13 protein-coding genes are annotated in these 16,861 nt (G+C 74.1%); 6 read left to right on the top strand and 7 right to left on the bottom strand.

The features are described 5' to 3' along the window. Positions 1-49: 49 nt before the first annotated feature. Complete coding sequence (locus tag ACH4TL_RS34725; RefSeq protein WP_398324268.1) at positions 50-961, top strand: phosphotransferase enzyme family protein; 912 nt, start codon at positions 50-52, stop codon at positions 959-961. A gap of 9 nt (positions 962-970) precedes the next feature. Here ACH4TL_RS34725 and ACH4TL_RS34720 read toward each other — a convergent pair whose 3' ends face one another. The 3 genes from ACH4TL_RS34720 to ACH4TL_RS34710 all read right to left on the bottom strand — a co-directional run bounded on the left by ACH4TL_RS34720 (position 971) and on the right by ACH4TL_RS34710 (position 5,591). Next, positions 971-1,564, bottom strand: a complete 594-nt coding sequence (locus ACH4TL_RS34720) for a TIGR03086 family metal-binding protein (RefSeq protein ID WP_398324266.1) — start codon at positions 1,562-1,564, stop codon at positions 971-973. A gap of 98 nt (positions 1,565-1,662) precedes the next feature. Then, positions 1,663-2,382, bottom strand: coding sequence for a 3'-5' exonuclease (locus ACH4TL_RS34715; RefSeq protein WP_398324264.1), 720 nt, complete (start codon positions 2,380-2,382; stop codon positions 1,663-1,665). A gap of 71 nt (positions 2,383-2,453) precedes the next feature. Further along, entirely contained in the window at positions 2,454-5,591 is a 3,138-nt protein-coding gene (locus tag ACH4TL_RS34710) for an AfsR/SARP family transcriptional regulator (RefSeq protein ID WP_398324262.1), read from the bottom strand. A gap of 156 nt (positions 5,592-5,747) precedes the next feature. Between ACH4TL_RS34710 and ACH4TL_RS34705 the strand changes: the two genes are divergently transcribed. The 5 genes from ACH4TL_RS34705 to ACH4TL_RS34685 all read left to right on the top strand — a co-directional run bounded on the left by ACH4TL_RS34705 (position 5,748) and on the right by ACH4TL_RS34685 (position 12,036). Continuing rightward, complete coding sequence (locus tag ACH4TL_RS34705) at positions 5,748-8,312, top strand: ABC transporter permease (protein ID WP_398324260.1); 2,565 nt, start codon at positions 5,748-5,750, stop codon at positions 8,310-8,312. 49 nt (positions 8,313-8,361) lie between these two features. Continuing rightward, on the top strand, positions 8,362-9,129 hold the full coding sequence (locus ACH4TL_RS34700) for an ABC transporter ATP-binding protein (protein ID WP_398324258.1): 768 nt from the start codon (positions 8,362-8,364) through the stop codon (positions 9,127-9,129). 1,007 nt (positions 9,130-10,136) lie between these two features. Continuing rightward, positions 10,137-10,826, top strand: a complete 690-nt coding sequence (locus ACH4TL_RS34695) for a FadR/GntR family transcriptional regulator (protein ID WP_398324256.1) — start codon at positions 10,137-10,139, stop codon at positions 10,824-10,826. After that, positions 10,823-11,653, top strand: a complete 831-nt coding sequence (locus ACH4TL_RS34690; protein ID WP_398324254.1) for an ABC transporter ATP-binding protein — start codon at positions 10,823-10,825, stop codon at positions 11,651-11,653. Before ACH4TL_RS34695 ends, ACH4TL_RS34690 begins: the two co-directional genes overlap by 4 nt. Before the next feature lie 38 nt (positions 11,654-11,691). Next, positions 11,692-12,036, top strand: coding sequence for a hypothetical protein (locus tag ACH4TL_RS34685; RefSeq protein ID WP_398324252.1), 345 nt, complete (start codon positions 11,692-11,694; stop codon positions 12,034-12,036). Here the strand turns inward: ACH4TL_RS34685 and ACH4TL_RS34680 are convergent. The 4 genes from ACH4TL_RS34680 to ACH4TL_RS34665 all read right to left on the bottom strand — a co-directional run bounded on the left by ACH4TL_RS34680 (position 12,011) and on the right by ACH4TL_RS34665 (position 16,805). Next, on the bottom strand, positions 12,011-13,243 hold the full coding sequence (locus ACH4TL_RS34680; RefSeq protein ID WP_398324250.1) for a 4-hydroxybenzoate 3-monooxygenase: 1,233 nt from the start codon (positions 13,241-13,243) through the stop codon (positions 12,011-12,013). The two genes, ACH4TL_RS34685 and ACH4TL_RS34680, sit on opposite strands and share 26 nt — an antisense overlap. 43 nt (positions 13,244-13,286) lie before the next feature. Continuing rightward, positions 13,287-14,537 (bottom strand): SAV2148 family HEPN domain-containing protein, encoded by a 1,251-nt coding sequence (locus tag ACH4TL_RS34675; protein WP_398324248.1) that lies wholly within the window; start codon positions 14,535-14,537, stop codon positions 13,287-13,289. A gap of 94 nt (positions 14,538-14,631) precedes the next feature. Beyond that, a complete protein-coding gene (locus ACH4TL_RS34670; RefSeq protein ID WP_398324246.1) occupies positions 14,632-15,942 on the bottom strand; it encodes a copper amine oxidase in 1,311 nt (436 codons plus the stop codon). A 56-nt stretch (positions 15,943-15,998) separates the two neighbouring features. Continuing rightward, on the bottom strand, positions 15,999-16,805 hold the full coding sequence (locus ACH4TL_RS34665) for a Tat pathway signal sequence domain protein (RefSeq protein WP_398324244.1): 807 nt from the start codon (positions 16,803-16,805) through the stop codon (positions 15,999-16,001). Positions 16,806-16,861 lie beyond the last annotated feature (56 nt).

Below are 16,861 nucleotides of genomic sequence, written 5' to 3'. Positions count from 1 at the left end.
GCGAGACTTGCCCGGACAGGCTTCGGCAGCGGGCAGGGAGAGGTACGGCGTGGCGGCGGACGCGGGGTTCACGGAGGCGCGGGCGCGGGCGGTGCTCGCCGCCGCGCTGCCGGGCGGCACGGACGACGCCGCCGGGGCCCGGCTGCTCGCACTCGGCGAGAACGCCGTCTTCGCCCTCGACCGCCTCTCCCTGGTGGTCCGCGTCAGCCGCGACCTCGCCGTACGGGAGCGGGCGGCGCGGGAGCTGCGGGTCGCCGACTGGCTGGCCCGCGAGGGGGTGCCGGCGGTGCGCCCGGACCGCCGCTTCGGCGGCGCGGACCAGCCGCTCGCGTACGACGGCCACCTGGTCACCTACTGGCAACAGCTCCCGCCGCCCGAGCGCCCCGCCGGGCCGCGCGACCTCGCCGCGCTGCTGCGGCGGGTGCACGCCCTGCCGGAACCGCCGCCGGACCTGGCGCTGCCGCGCCGTGACCTGCTGGGCGGGGTCGACCGCTGGCTGCGGCTGGCCGGGGAGGCGATCGATCCGGCGGACGCCGCGTATCTGCGCGCCCGCCGGGACGACATCGCGGCGGCCACGGCGGAGCTGACCCCGCACCTGGCGCCCGGCCCGATCCACGGCGACGCGCTGCCGCGCAATGTGCACATCGGGCCGGACGGTCCGGTCCTGGTCGACCTGGAGACGTTCGCCACCGATCTGCGCGAGCACGATCTCGTCGTGATGGCGCTGTTCCGGGACCGCTACGGGCTCGGCGCCGCGGCGTACGACGAGTTCAGCGCGGCGTACGGCTGGGACGTGCGGGAGTGGCCGGGGTGCGCGGTGCTGCGGGGCGCGCGGGAGACGGCCAGCTGTGCGTGGGTGGCCCAGCACGCGCCGGGGAACCCGGCGGCACTGGCCGAGTTCCGCCGCAGGGTCGCCTCGCTGCGGGAGGGCGACGCGGCGGTGCGCTGGTACGCGTTCTGAGCGACCGGTTCACGGAGTCCACGCGGGGTCGCGGCCGCTGAGCGCGACGGCGCGGTCCAGCGACGACGCGTCCTGCGGCACGGTGACCGCGGGGCCGAACGCGCGCCCGTCCCGCACGTCGTCCGGGAACGCCGCCAGCCACCCGATGATCGCTTCGGTGCTGCGCGGATCGCAGTCGAAGGGCTGCCCGGTGGCGCGGGCGAGGTCCCAGCCGTGGACCACCAGCTCGTCGAGTGCGACAACGCCCATGACCTCGGCGGGCAGCGTCACGCCTCCGGCCTGCGTACTGCCCTGCCAGGCCGCCGGGTCGCGCCAGGCGTCGGCCATCGCGTCCAGCCGCCGGGGCAGCTCCTGGCGCCAGTCGGGGTCCAGCCGCGCGGCCTGCCCCTGACCGGGCGCCGGGCCCGCCTCCTGGTCCGTGTTCTTCTCAGCGGCCTGGCGCATGCCGATGGCCAGCCCCATGAAGTGGTCGAGCAGATCTCCCACGGAGTACGTCCCGCACGGGGTGGGCGCCCCGAGCTGGTCGTCCGAGACGCCGCTGAGCAGCGCCGTCACCCGCCGGGCGGCGGGGCCGAGGTCGATACGGGCGGTCTGGTCGGTCATCGGTGGGTCTCCTCTTCTCCGGTCCGCTCCCCCACCTCTGTACGGACCGGGCGGGCGGCGAAAACTCATCGGCGGTAACGCATCGGCGGTGCCCGGAGCTACCCGACGGCCGCCCGCGCCTCGCGCAGCGGCCAGCCGCCGTCCACGACCGCGTCCGGGGTGCCCTTGCTGCGCAGCCAGGACTGGAAGTCGGCGGCCCAGTGGGCGTACCACCCGACCTGCTTGCGGTGCAGCTCCCACAGCTCCAGACCGGCGACCTGCCGGTGCCGCTCGGCGAGCGCGCAGGCGACGCGCACCGCGGCGAGGGCGTCCGCCCCGGCCTCGTGGGCGCGCTCGTGCGCCACCCCGTACTCCCCGCAGACCGCCTCCAGCGTGCGCTTGCCCTTGCGGTAGCGGTCGACGGCGCGGTCTATCGTGTACGGATCGACGACCGGGCCGGTCTCCGCGCCGCCCAGCCGGTCGCCGAGCGAGCGCAGCCGGTGCCGGTCCAACTCGGCGGCGAGCAGGCTCAGGTCGAACGCCGCGTTGTACGCCACGACCGGCGCACCCGTGCGCCAGTGCGCTACCAGCACGTCCGCGATCTCGTCGGCCACCTCGCGTATGGGGCGGCCCGCCGCCGCCCGTTCGTTGGTGATCCCGTGCACGGCCACCGCATCCTCCGGAATGGGCACTTCCGGCGCGGCCAGCCACTCGTGCCGCCCGATCGGCTCGCCGCCCCGTACCTCGACCACCGCGGCCGTCACGATCCGTGCGGTGCCCGGGTCGGTGCCCGTCGTCTCCAGATCGAAGCCGATCAGCAGCTCCTTGTGCCAGCCCATGGCGATTGCCCTCCCTTTGTTGTGCTTCCCCCCAGGTGCCGCCACCTTCGCACGCACCACTGACAACGGGTTCAGGACACGGTCGCGTCGCACGCGATGGAGGAGACCGCGAGGTGGAAGGGGCACTCGGTGGTGCGCGACGGGGAAGCCTCGCGGACCGTGCGCTCCAGCCGGTCGCGCAGCTCGGCGGCGGCCGCCTCGTCGCCCTGGGCCTCGCGCAGCGAGATGAGGCCGCGCAGCGGCAGGGCCTCGGCGTAGCGGCGGCCGGACAGCCGGGCGGTGCGCAGCGCGTGCTCCCAGCGGACCTGGGCGAGCACCGATTCGCCGCGCTCGGCCGCGACCACGCCGAGCATGGTGAGGTCGTGGGCGGCGCATTCGGGGCGGTTGCCGCATCGATAGCGCTCGGAGGCGCGTAAGTGCAGCCGCTCGGCCTGGTCGAGGTCGCCGCGGGCGCGGGCGGCCAGCGCCCGTACGGTCTCCACCTTGGCCAGCAGATAGCCCTCGGCGCTCTCGCGGGCGTAGGCCGCCAGGGCGTCGGCGAAGGAGAGGGCGTCGTCCCATTCGCCGTCGCCCGCGGCCGCGCAGGCGAGCACGGCCTTGACGTAGGCGGCCTCGTGTTCGGCGCCGATGAGCCGCAGTTCGTCGTGGGCGGCGCGGAAGGCGCGCGCCGAGAGGGCGCGCTCGCCGAGACGCTCGTACGCCATGCCGGTCATGATGTGCGCGGTTGCGGCGGAGTGCGGGTCGAGGGTGGTCAGCAGCTCGCGGGCGGTCATGGCGGAGGTGAGGGCGGCGCGCCGCTCGTCCTCGGCGACCAGGAGTTCGCTGTGGAACAGCTGCCACACCCCGGTCTCCCAGCGGTGGCCGTGCTCGTCGAGGGCGGAGGCGGTGCGCCGGGCCACCTCGCGGGCCTCGGCCAGCCGCTCCTGGCGGACGTGGGCGGTGAGGGCGAGCGCTCCGACGAGGGTCACCACGGCGGGGTCGCCGCGCTTCTCGGCGGCGGGGAGGGCCTGGCGCAGCAGTTCGTCGTCGTCCCCGGCCCGGCGGATGTTGACGCCCAGCCAGCCGCACCAGGCCAGGGTCTCGGCGTACCAGTCGGCGGCGGGCGGGGTGGACTCCAGGGCCCGCAGCAGCCGCCGGTGGCCCTCCTGGCGCTGGCCCGCGGCCATCCAGTAGAGGGAGAGATGGGTGGCGATGCGGGAGCCGAGCAGCCGGTCGGCGGGGTCGTCGCTGTCCTGGAGCCAGTCCAGGCAGCAGGCCACCTCGGGGGTCGCGGCGGTCATCTCGGCGAAGGCGGCCGGTCCGCTTCCGGTGCGCAGCGCGGCGTCGGTGCGTTGGGCGAGGGCGGCGACCCAGTCGGCGTGGCGGCGTAAGCAGCCGGTCTCCTCGCCGCGTTCGGCGAGCGCCTGGCGGGCGTACTGACGCAGGGAGACGAGCACGCGGTAGCGGGGACTGCCGGGGCCCGGGTCGTAGACCAGCAGCGACTTCTCGGCGAGCAGGGCGAGGATGTCGCCCGCTCCGGGCCCGGCGACGGCCTCGGCGGCGTCGACGGTGAAGGGGGCGGCGAACACCGACACGGCCCGCCACACCTCCCGCTGCTCGTCGGTGATGAGGCGGTAGCTCCAGTCGAGGGCGGCGCGCAGGGTGCCGTGGCGGGCGTCGGCGGAGCGCAGCGGCACCTCCAGCAGCCCGCGGCGGGTGCGGAGCTGGCGGACGATGACGGGCAGCGGGGTGGACGCGGCCTTGGGGGCGACGAGTTCGATGCCGAGCGGAAGCCGGTCGACGGCCTCGCACAGGGCGCGGACCTCCTCCCAGTCGGCGGCGCGGGCGGCGGGCGGGGAGACCCTGGCGAGCCGGCCGAGGAAGAGCCGGACGGCGTCCTGGCCGTCGAGGGGACGCAGGGCGAGCCGGGACTCCCCGGCCACGCCGAGCCCTTCCCGGCTGGTGGCGAGCACCCGCAGCCGGGGGCAGTCCTCCAGCAGGCGCGCGGTGAGGCCCGCTGCGGCCTCGGTGAGGTGTTCGCAGTTGTCGAGGAGCAGCAGGCACCGGGGTGCGCGGTCGATGGCGAGCCGCATCCGGTCGGCGAGGGTTTCGGCGGGACCTGGCGCGATGCCCAGCGCGGCGGCGACCGCGCCGGGGACGTCGGCGGGTGAGCAGGGCACCAGGTCCACCCGCCAGACGGTGGCCCCGGCCTCCTGTTCGCGGGCCGCCGCGGCCAGGGACAGCCGGGTCTTGCCGATGCCCGCGGTGCCGGTCACGGTGACCAGCCGGGCGTCGGCCAGCTGGGCGGCGATCGCGGCGAGTTCGGGGCCGCGCCCGACGAAGTCGGTGCCGGAGGGCAGGCCGGGGTGGGCGGCGGGGCCGCCGCGCCGGGTGCGTACCGTGCCGGTGGCGGTCGCGGTGCCGGTCGCGGTTCCGGTGCCGTTGCTCCCGGGGGTGGCGAAGCCGCGCAGGACGGCCTGCTGGGCGGCGCGCATCTCGGGGCCCGGCTCGATGCCCAGCCGCTCGCGCAGATCGGCGCGTGCCGCCCGGTACACCCCCAGCGCCTCGGCCTGCCGTCCGCACGCCTGGAGGGTGCGGATGAGCAGGGCGTGCAGCCGCTCCCGGTCCGGGTCGGCCCGGGAGGCGGCCCGCAGCGCCTCGGCCAGATCGGCCGGATCCGCTCCCCCGGCCGGTCCTCCGGCGGGCCCGCCCGCGGCTGCGTGGGCGGCGAGTTCGGCGTCGGCGCGCTCTTCGAGGACGGTCAGCCGCAGCGCCTCCAGCCGGGCCCGCTCGGCCTGGACGAACGGCAGCGCGGGCAGTCCGGCGAGCGGGGTCCCCGACCACCGGTCGAGCGCGGCGCGCAGCAGCGCCGCCCGGCGCCCGGGGTCCTCGGTGGCGCGGGCCCGGGCCAGCTCGCCGTCCAGCAGCCGCACATCGACCGTATGGCCGGTCAGGTCCAGCCGGTAGCCGGCGGGGCCGGTGACCACCAGGCCGGGGGCGTGCGGCTGGAGGGCGCGGCGGAGCTTGGCCACCGCCGTGTGGAGGGCCGCCATCGGGTCCTTGGCTCGCGCCCCCGTCCACAGTTCGTCCAGGATCCGGCCGGTGCTGACCGCCGAGGGGGCGTGCAGCAGCAAAAGGGCCAGCAGGGCGCGCGGCCGCGCCCCGGCGATGGCGAGGGCCACGCCGGAGCCGTTACGAACCATGAGGTCGCCGAGTAATTCGAACTCCATGGGTGATATCGGACCACGGGACGGGTACGGCTGTCCCGCGAACCGGCCCGGACCAGCCGACACGTACGGAGGACACGGACAGACGGCGGACAGAATTCGGACAGACCGGCGGAGGATCCTTCCAAGGTCGACACGAATCACGAATCGAGGAGCGCCGTGCTGCGGCTCGTCTTCAGTACGCTTCGCGCCCGGCGTTCCCTGTTCGCGGGTTCCCTCGCGGCGGTGACGCTGGCCCTGATGCTGCTCACCTCCGCCGGAATCCTGCTGGAATCCGCCCTGCGCGGCCACGGCGAGCCGAACCGCTTCCACGGCGCGTCCCTGGTGGTCGCGGGCAACGCCGCCGTGGGGCTGGACGGGAAGGAGCACCGGCCCGGGTTCGGCGACGTGGAGGCGCCGCTGGTGCCGCGCCCACCGGTGCCCGCCCGGCTGGTGGAGAGGGTGCGCGGCGTCGATGGCGTCCGTTCCGCCGTCCCCGACCTGGCCTTCTACGCGCAGGCGGTGGGCACCGGCGGCGGCCCCGTCACCCCCGAGCAGGGCACCCGGTCCTTCGGCCACTCCTGGGCGAGCGCCCGCGTCACCCCGTACGCGCTGCGCGCGGGCCGGGCCCCGGCCGCGGCCGACGAGGTGGTGGTCGACGCGGCCACGGCGCGCCGCGGGGGGCTGCGGATCGGCCGCCCCTTCACCGTACTGACCGGGACCGAGGGCCGTGGCACGTACCGGCTGAGCGGCATCGTCGCCGGGCCGCGCGCGGGGCTGACGAAGGACCAGTCGGCGCTGTTCTTCACGCCGGACACCGCCGCCCGGCTCGCCCCCGAGGGGAGCGGTGTACACGCGATCGCGGTGACCACCGCGGCGGACGCCGATCCGGAGGCGGTGGCGAGCCGGGTGCGGGCGGCGCTCGGAGCGGGCCCGTCGGTCACCGTGCTGACCGACACCGCGGACACCGAGGTCTCCTCCAGCGATGTGCTCTTCATCGACACCCTGGTCTTCGTGGTGTCCATGGGCTCGCTGGCCGTGTTCGTCGCCCTGTTCGTGATGGCGGGCGGCTTCGCCTTCGCGATCCTCCAGCGCTACCAGGAGATCGCGCTGCTGCGGGTCATCGGCGCCACGCCCCGTCAGATCAAGCGCATGCTGGGCTGGGAGACGCTGCTGGTGGCGATCCTCGGCGGGGTGATCGCCATCCCGGCGGGCGCCGCGCTGGCCGGGCCGCTGGCCGACGCGCTGGTCTCGCTCGGGATCGCGCCGGAGGAGCTGACGATCGAGGTCGGGCCGTGGCCGCTGGCCGGGGCGGCCGTCGCCGGGCTCGTCATCACCCGGCTCGCCGTGTGGTCGGCCGCGCGCCGGGCCTCCCGGGTGCGCCCGGCCGAGGCGCTGCGCGAGGCCGCGGCGCCGGAGCGGCGGATGCCGCGGTCGCGGCTGCTGACCGGGCTGGCGTTCCTGGTCTTCACCGGGCTGTTCCTGACGTTCGGCATCTCCATGGGCGGAATGTCGGGCGCGGGGCTGGCGTTCGGCGGCGTCCTGACGCTGCTGATCGCGGCGGCCGCGCTCGGTCCCGCGCTGGTCCGGCCGCTCACGCCGTTCGTGGGAGCGCTCCTACGGGTCTTCTCCCGGCGCACCGGGCGGCTGGCGCTGGCCAACACCACGGCCGCGCCGCGCCAGGTCGCGGCCGCCGCGGTGCCGATCGTGCTGATGGTCGGCTTCGCCGTATCGGCGCTGTTCATGCAGACCACCCAGCAGAGCGTGGCGGCCGACTGGGCCGGGCAGCGGCTGACGGCCGGTCATGTGCTGCTGCCACGGGACGCGGAGGGGCTGCCTCCATCGGTCGCCGAGGAGGCGGCACGGCTGCCGGGCGTCACCGCGGTCTCCTCGACCAGCTCCGCGTGGGTGCGGACGTCCGTGCACACCGACGAGGCGGAGAGCGTCACCGCGCGGGCGCTGGGCGCCGACGCCCATGTGACCCAGGCCCTCGACATCCACGTCAAGGACGGGGATCTGCGCGGGCTGACCGCCGGGCGGGCGGTCGCGGTCAGCGAGGAGCAGGCCAAGGAGTACGGCTGGAAGACCGGCGAGCGGATCCGGCTGCGGCTGCCCGACGGCACCCGGCGGGAGCTGACGATCGGCGCCCGCTTCGACCGCTCCCTCGGCTTCGCCGACCTCGTCGTACCGGCCGCCGTGCTGCGCCCGCACACCCCCGATCCGCTGCTGGACGCCGTCTACCTGATCACCGGCCAGGACCAGCGGCCCGCCCTGGACCGGGACCTGGCGCGGCTGACCCAGCGCTGGCCCTCGGCCCATGCCGCCGACCGCGCCCAGATGCGCGAGACCGGGTCGGCCGGCGCGGTGGACGAGACCTGGCCGGTCTACCTCTTCAGCGCGCTCATCGCCGCGTTCACGGCGCTCGCGCTGGCCAACACGGTCGTCATGGCGACGCTCGTGCGGACCGGGGAGTTCGCGATGCTCCGGCTGATCGGGGCGACCCGGCGCAACGTCCTGGCCCTGGTGGCCTGGGAGAGCCTGGTCGTCGCCGGATGCGGGGTGCTGCTCGGCGCGGCGGTCGCCGCGACCGTGCTGTCCGCCACCAGCATGGCCCTGACCGGCGGCGTCCACATCAGCGGCCCGCCCGGATTCCTCCTCGCCGCGGGCGCGGGCGCGGTGGCCCTCGCGCTCGCCTCGGCCCTGGTCCCGGCCTGGCGGATGCTGCGCGAGCGGCCCGCGCGCTGAGTGACCTGTCTGACGACGCGATGAACCACCACGGAGAGGAAGGCATCTGATGACGCTGCCGGATCAGACGGCGCGCATGACCACGCGGGGCACGCTCCCCGCCATGCGGCTGGAGGACGTGACCAGGCGCTACGGCCGGGGGGACGGCACGGTCCACGCGCTGCGCGGCGTCACCGTGGCACTGCCACCGGGGTCGTTCACCTCCATCATGGGCCCGTCAGGATCGGGCAAGTCGACCTTCCTGCGCTGCGCCGCCGGTCTCGACCGTCCCACCTCCGGCGGGGTGTTCCTGGGCGACACCGAGATCAGCAGGCTGCGTGAGCACAAGCTGACGCTGCTGCGACGGGAGCGGATCGGCTTTGTCTTCCAGTCGTTCAACCTGGTGCCGTCCCTGACCGCGAAGGACAACATCCTGCTGCCGTTCCGGCTCGCCGGGAAGCGCCCGGACCGCGACTGGATGCGGGACGTGGTGCACCGCACCGGGCTCACCGAGCGTCTTGGCCACCGGCCCGCCGAACTGTCCGGCGGCCAGCAGCAGCGGGTCGCCGTGGCCCGCGCCCTGGTCACCCGGCCCGAGGTGGTCTTCGCCGACGAGCCGACCGGCGCCCTCGACCTGTCCTCGGGCCAGGACGTGCTGCGGCTGCTGCGCGATGTGGTGGACGGCACGGGCCAGACGCTGGTCATGGTCACCCACGATCCGGGCGCCGCCGCGTACGCGGACCGGGTGCTGTTCCTCGCCGACGGCACCCTGGTCGACGCGATGGAGAACCCGACGCCGCAGCGGGTCGCCGACCGCATGGCGCGGATGGGGGGCTGACGGTGCTGCGCCTCGCTCTCGGCGGAATCCGGCACCACCGGTACGGATTCATCGGCGCGCTGTGCGCCTCGGCCCTGGCCGCGATGCTGCTCGCCGCGTGCGGAGTGTGATCGAGTCGGGGCTGCGCAGCCCCGGCCGCAGCAGCCCGATCCTGGCGTCGAGCGCGTCGGTGGCAGTCGTCACGACGCACCTGCTCCATGCCCGAGAGCGGCCACCTCCCAATACCTCTCAACCCATAACGCCGCGTAAACGCCTCACCCGCCGTCTCGTGTGAGCCCGGCGATCCGCCGCTCCACCGCCCGCACTCCGGGCCGCTCCAGCACCGCTCCGACCCGCGCGGCCACCCCCGGCTCGCCCAGCGCGCCCAGCACTGCGTACGACCGTGACGAGGACCGGCACCCGGTCATCCGGTTCGTGGAAGGCGTCGAGGCTGGCCGCGAAGTGGTCCACGGCGTCGATGGCCCGCCTCACCGGCCCGGGCGTCCGGCCGTGGGCCGCGAAGAACATCCCGGACAGCAGATGCGTACGGCCCCCGACCTCCCGTACCCGCTCCGCGATCTCCCGGACCAGCCGGGGGCCTCAGCAGTGGTTCACCGCCCGTCAGCGGGACATACTCGGGACGGTCATGCGCGGTGAAGGTTCCGACGAAACGCTTCAGCACGGCGGCGTCGATCTGCTCGCTCCTCAACGAGGAGGCGGTCGAACAGTGCGCGCACGCGAGCGGGCAGCGCCGGGTGAGGGTCAGCAGGACAGCGGCCGCCGGTTCGGCGCGGGCCGCGAGCAGGTCGAGCAGATGCACTGGACCACTCCCCCCGATTCGGCCTGTGACGCTTCGCCTGGCGCTTCGCCCAAGGGCAGCTTGGGCCCGTCCGCTTGGGCGCCGGTTTGCGGGCGGTTGCGCACCTCTTGCGCCGCCCGGCCACCCCCGATTCCTCAGACGTCTGAGGACTTCTGCTAGAGTCCGCTGCGCCATCGCACGTGATCAACAACCCGTCGGGAGAGACGAGATGGCGGAAGCCTCACCGCTGCGGCATGGGCGCGTGGTGCCGCAAGTCGAGAGCGCCCTGCGCACGATGCTCGCCGAGGGCCGCTGGAGACCCGGCCAGCGCCTCCCCAGCGAGGTGACGCTCGCCGCCGAACTGGGCGTCGGTCGCTCCTCGGTGCGCGAGGCCGTCCGGCTGCTGGCCCACGACGGCCTGCTGGACGTACGCCACGGCTCGGGCACGTACGCCGCCGAGGAGCCGCCGGAGGCCCGCGACGTGACGCAACTGCTGCGCCGCGCCCGGCTGCTGGAGGTCTACGAGGTCCGCCGGGCCCTCGAGGTGGAGGCCGCCCGGCTGGCCGCGCGACGGGTGCGCCCGGAGGACATCACCCGGCTCACCGACGACCTCAAGCGCCGCCAGAAGGCGGCCGGAACCGGACCCGCCGCCTTCGTGGACGCCGATCTGGCCTTCCACCGCACGGTCGTGGAGCTGTCCGGCAACGCCGTCCTGCTCGGCCTGTTCACCTCCGTCCTGCCGGTGCTGCGCGAGGAACTGATCGAGATGGTCGTCCACGAGACCGGGCTGCCCGATCTGACCTGCGCCCATACGGCGCTGCTCGACGCCCTGGCGGAGGGCGACCCCGAGGCCGCGATCGCCGCCACCGTCAAGAACCTGGAATCCGTGATGACGCTCATCGCCGAGGAGGCACGATGACCGGCACGCCCGTCCTGAGGGCCGACGACGTCGACGTGGTCCGCGACGGCACGTATCTGCTGCGCTCGATCGCGCTGACCGTCCGCGAGGGCGAGCACTGGGCACTGCTGGGCCCGAACGGCGCGGGAAAATCGACCCTGCTGAGCCTGCTGGGCGCCCACGCCCACCCCACCCGGGGCACGGTCGAGGTGCTGGGCCGCACCCTGGGCCGGGTCGACCTGCGGGAGCTGCGCGCGTACGTGGGCCATGTCGACCCCCGGCATCCGCTGCGCTCCCCGCTGCGGGCGCGGGACGTCGTGCTGACCGGGCTGACCAACACCGTCGAACCGGTCCCCCGCCGCCACCCCGACCCCGCCCAGCGCGAACGGGCCGAGCGGCTGCTGACCACCCTCGGCATGGCCGACAAGCTCGACGCGCGCTGGCCAACGCTCTCCCAGGGACAGCGCGGCCGGGTGCTGATCGCCCGCGCGCTGATGCCCCGGCCCCGGCTGCTCCTCCTCGACGAACCGGCCACCGGCCTCGACCTGGCCGCTCGCGAACAGCTCCTGGACAGCCTGGACGCCCTGCGGCTCGCCCACCCGGACCTGGCCACGGTCCTGGTGACCCACCACCTGGAGGAGCTGCCCGCGTCCACCACCCACGCGATGCTGCTGCGCGCCGGACAGTGCCTGGCGTCGGGCGCGGTGGACGAGGTGGTGACCACCGACGCCATCACCAAGTGCTTCGACCACCCGGTCCACATCACCCGCACCGAAGGCCGCTGGACGGCCCGCACCGTCCGGCCCCGCAGCGCACCGATGAGTTCGGGCACGGTCGAGAGTCGGTAAGGGTGAGCACTCCGTAGGAACGAGAGGAAGGCCCTGCTATGGCGACATTCGTGACCATCGGATACGGGGACCGGGACGGCTATGACCGTACCGACCCTGCGGTACGGGACGAGGCACATGCGCATGACGCCCGCATGGTCGAGGCCGGGGCCGTGATGGGCATCGCCGGCCCGCCCGTACAGGTGCGCAACCACGACGGTGCCAGCGTGATCGTGGAGGGCGGTTCCTTCATGTCCTCGGCCCTCCCCGTGGCCGGGTTCGGGATCATCGAGGCCGCGACCATCGAGGAGGCCGTCGAACTCGTGTCGAAGACGCCCTGCGCGGTCGCACAAGGCGTGGTCGAGGTCTGGCCCTTGTCTACCGGTCGGCCTCCCGCCGCTTGACGTCCGGGGCGGGGTTAAGCCCCGTCATGAGTTCCGCGAAGGCGCGGGCGGCGTTGCGGGAGGTGAAGAGGCGGTCGAGCCTGGCCCGGGCCAGGCCGCGGCGGAACGGGCCGGAGTGGGTGTCGTCACCGGCGTCGTGGAGGGTCCGGGTCAGCCAGTGGGAGAACTCCTGGTCGTTCCAGACCCGGCGGAGGCAGCGCTGTGAGTAGGTGCGCAGTCCGGTGTCGTCGTGGTCGTGGACGGAGTCGCGGACGGCGCGGGCGAAGAGGTCCGCGTCGTAGAGGGCGAGGTTCATGCCCTTGCCGCCCAAGGGGGAGACGATGTGGGCGGCGTCGCCGACGAGGAAGAGGCGACCGTACTGCATGGGGTCGTGGACGAGGCTGCGGAGCCGGAAGATCTCGCGGTCGGTGATCGGGCCGGGGACGAGGGCCGGGTCGGCGAGCCGGGTGCGCAACGCGTCCCAGACGCGGCTGTCGGACCAGGCGTCGGGGTGATCGTCGGGCGGGCACTGAAGGTAGTAGCGACTGGTGTGCGGGCCGCGGGGGAAGTGGGCGGCGAAGCCGTGCGGGCTGACGGCGAGGAGGGGTCGGGCCGGTGGCGGGGCGTCGGCGAGGACGGTGAGCCAGCCGATGCCGTGATCGAAGGTATGGGCGGTGAGAACGCCGTCGGGGACGGCGGCCCGGCTGATGCCATGGTCACCGTCGCAGCCGGCGACGAAGGCGCACGTGATGGCGCGGAGAGTGCCGTCGGCGGTGCGGTAGCGGACGGTCGGGCGGTCGCCGGCCACGTCGTGCAGGGAGATGTCGGCGGCCTCGAAGCGCAGGTCGCCGCCATCGGCGAGGTACGTGGCCGTGAGCTTCTGGACCAGCACCTGCTGGGGGCAGAGGCGGGCCCGGGGGCCTTCGGAGCCGTCGTCGTCGGACACGACGTGGCTCTCGCCGTCCACCCGGAACTCCAGAAGGCCGTCGGACGGAGGGCCGCCGAGGACTTGGTCGGCCAGCCCCCAGGACTCGAACATCCGGACGGCGCGGGTTTCGACGATCCCGGCCCGCTGGCGCTGTGCCACGCGCTCACGCGTCCGGCGTTCCAGGATCACGCAGTCGATGCCGCTGCGCCGCAGCAGGTTGGCGACGGTCAGACCGGCCGGCCCCGCACCGATCACCACAACGGTCGTGGACTCCCCCGACTCCGCCAGCTCGTCAGTCACTTGGTCCCCCTCCTCCGTCAGCCTGGATCTGCGGAAGCTCCGTTCAGGACACCGGCCGGGAGTCCGCCCAGACGCTTTCGAACTCCTCGCGGTAGGTGCCGAAGAGCCCGCCGTCGCCCTCGTTGGGGTCGCGGCCCTCGCGGACCACCTCGCGGCCGCGGCCGCCGCCGCGCAGGACCAGGACCGGGGCCTCCATGCCGCGGGCCTTGCGCAGATAGGACTGGACGACGGCGAGGCCGTCGGAGCCGTCGCCGTTGACCAGGTAGGCGGTGAAGCGGGGCGTCTCGTCGAAGACGTGGATCTCGAAGGCGCCCGGGTCGCGGAGGGCGGCGCGCACCCGGCGCATGTGGAGGATGTTCATCTCCACCGACCGGCTCAGCTCGCCCTTCTTCAGCCCCAGCTCGCGTTCCCGCCGCCGGACCGCGCTGCTGGCGGGGTTGAGGAAGAGCAGCCGGGCGCGGCAGCCGGCCTCGGCGAGGCGGACCAGGCGGCGGCCGGAGTAGTTCTGGACCAGGAGGTTGAGCCCGATGCCGACCGCGTCCAGGCGGCGGGCGCCCGCGAACAGGTCCTCGACGGGCAGCTGCCGCTGGAGCCGCACCCGGTCGGGGTGGACGCCGACCACATCCGCGTAGCGGTCGCCGACCAGGTCCTCGACGGCGTCGATGGGCAGCCGGTCGGTGGAGGGGTCGCCGGTGCCGCTGCCCAGGATCTCCAGCAGCCGGGCCGAGGCGCGCTCGGCCTGGGCGAGCACGGTGCCGGAGAGGGCGCGGTTGCGGGAGACGACGTTGCGGGCGACCTCCAGCTCGTCCAGGGCGAGTTCGACCTCGCGCCGGTCGTCCAGGTAGGGCTCGAAGCACGGCCAGTGCTGGACGAGGAGTTCGCGCAGCTGGGGCAGGGTGAGGAAGCTGAGCACATTGTCGTCGGCCGGGTCGAGCAGATAGCCCTTGCGGCGGCTCACCTCCCGTACCGCCACGGCCCGCTGCACCCACTCCTGACCGGCGGGTCCGGCGGCGGCGATGACCCAGTCGTCGCCGTGAACCGGCTCGTAGATCGGCCGGAGCACCGCGCCGACGACCGCGCGCAGCCGCTGTTCGACCAGATTCAGCCAGATGTAGGCCCGCCCGGCCCGGCGCGCCCGCGTCCGTACCTCGTCCCAGGCGTCGGCGCCCCAGTCCAGTTCCGCTCCGATCTCCATCGGACGCACCAGGGAAACCGCACCGGGGGGTGCCTCGGTGGAGCCGTCACCCCCGGGACCTCCGTCACCAGGGGGCAGCTCCAGCCCACCCGAGCTCACCTGCGCACCGCCTTCCGCCCCCGCTCCAACGATCACCGCAGACTACTGCTCGGGCGGGGGCGGTGCGACACTCCGGTCGGCCCGAAGGTCAACCTTAGTCTTCTGTATGGCCGTTGTGACGAGCCAGTGCAGGGGGCGTCAGGGGGTTCATCGCGGTCACGTCGCGGGGCGCGAGCTGGAAGCCCTGCCAGTGCAGCGGCATCGGTTCCTGGTCCTCATCACGGGCGATGTGGTGGAACCCGACGTTGACCCACACCACCGGGTGGGTGAGCGACTGGCCGTTGACCCACTTGTCGACGCTCTTACCGGCCCCGGCGCCACAGTTCGCCAGATTGTTGCTCGCAAACTGTTCACATTTGTTGTACTGCGTGAAGTAGACGTCGTGCTTGGTGTAACTGCGTCCCTGGTACTTGGTGGTGTGGCCGGGCACGATCTCGTAGCTGCGCGGATGGCCGTCCTTGTTCTTGCCCGCCGTGCTCACCACGCGCCACCAGCGCGCCCCCGCCGCGTCGCCCGCCAGCTCCTTGGTGACCGGGGTGCGGGTGGTCTTGGTGGTGGGGATGCGGCCCGCGGTGGCCGTGGTCTTGGAGTCGTACTGCTCGACCTTGCTCTTCGCGGAACCGTCGAGGCCGAAGTTCAGCCGCCAGAAGACGTTGTGGGCGTGGCTGGTGGCGTAGTCCTTGGCGCCCTTGCCGATCGGCCAGCCGCGGCCGTCGCCCGCGTCGTAGTCCATCGGGGAGAGCGTGCCGGTGGCGCCGACCTGCATGGTCATCGTGCCGTCACCGGAGAACCGCCACTCGGTGATGTACTCGTACCAGCCGACCTGGTTGACGGTGTAGACCAGCAGGTCCTTGCCCTGGGCCTGGTAGAGCTTCCGGCCGTCGTTCATGCGGTAGGCGTGGCCGCGGGCCCGGGTGGTGGCGCACAGCCCCTTGACGTCCGGGTGCTCGGGGTCCCAGGAGTCCGGCACCCGCACGGTCTTGATGGTGCCGCCGGGGCATTCGGCCGGGGCCAGCTGTTGCAGCCCCTGCGCGAAGCCCTGCCCGGTGAGGTCGTCGTACTCGGTCTTGCCGTCGTCGTACGGGACGTGGATCTGGCCGAGCTTCGCCGTGGTCAGCACCTTGATCGGGCGGGTTTCGCCCTTGGGCTGGTACGAGACGTCGTCGAGCACGAGCCCGGCCTTGCTCTCGTAGTGCCAGCACATCCGCCAGGTGGTGCCGCCGTCCAGGGTCTCCTTGATCGAGTACGCGGCGCTGCAGTCCGCGGCGGCCGCCGGGGCCTCGGCCGGTGTCCGCGGCGCGGCCTGGGCCGGTCCGGCGGCGATCGCCGCCGTGCCGACCAGCGCGGAGGCGCCGAGGACCGCCGCGAACCGGGCACGGGTCCGGCGCAGCCTTCTTTCACGCATGGGGGTGACTCCTGTCACTGAAGGGGAGAAATGTGCGCAAGGGGAGGGACGCCGGACTAGGAGTCCAGCCGGGCGACGGACCGGGCGCTCAGGTCGATGACCAGCTGCCGGGTGTCGATCCAGGGGCCGCCCGCGATCCTGGTGAACAGCCGGACGCAGCGGTGCTTGCCGCAGTCCCGGGTGGCGGCGGGGCCCGGGGCGTCCACGCCCGTGCGGTAGACGAAGCCGGTGACGGTCAGCTGGTCGGGGCTGTTCAGCGTCTTGCCGGTGGCGTCCTTGAAGTCCTTCTTCAGCCCCTGGCCGAGCTTGTCGGCGATCAGCAGCCGGGCCGCCTCGCGCGCCTCGTCCCGGTTGGGCGGCGGCTGGACACCGCGCTGGGTGTCGGTGTGCTCGACCTTGCCCGAACCCAGGTCGACGGTCTTCGTCACATAGGTGTCGTCGCGGTAGTCGTAGTACGTGACGTCGGCCCGGCGGGGCGGCGCGGCGTCGCCGACCTCGTCGGGGGTCAGCTCGGCGAGGTCGGTGGAGAGCCGCTCCGGGCCCTTGCCGCCCGTGACGTCCTCGCTGCTGTTCCGGAAGCCGCGGTCGAGCGCGAGCGACTGGGCCCGCTTCAGCTCGGCGTCGGTGAGCGGGTCCCGCCCCTTGCCGGTCTTCCCCTGGACGGGCGCGGCCTCGACCACGCCGGGCAGCTGGCGGGCCGCCTGCCCCTGCTCCGCCGCGGAACCCTGCGGTCCGCCGCCCGATCCCTCCTTGCCGGACGCGTGGTCCGGCAGCGTGACCCCGATCATGACCGCCGTCGCCGTGGCGGCCACGGCCGCGCCCGCCAGCACTCTCCCCAGATGGCGATGGTTCACCGTGCGCACATTCTTCCCCAATCCCCCCTGTCGAAGCATCGAGGCGTATGCACCGTCTTACCCGG

The organism is Streptomyces sp. NPDC021115, from assembly GCF_044333065.1.
Classification (GTDB): Bacteria; Actinomycetota; Actinomycetes; order Streptomycetales; family Streptomycetaceae; genus Streptomyces.
This window is presented reverse-complemented; position numbering and strand designations above follow the sequence as displayed.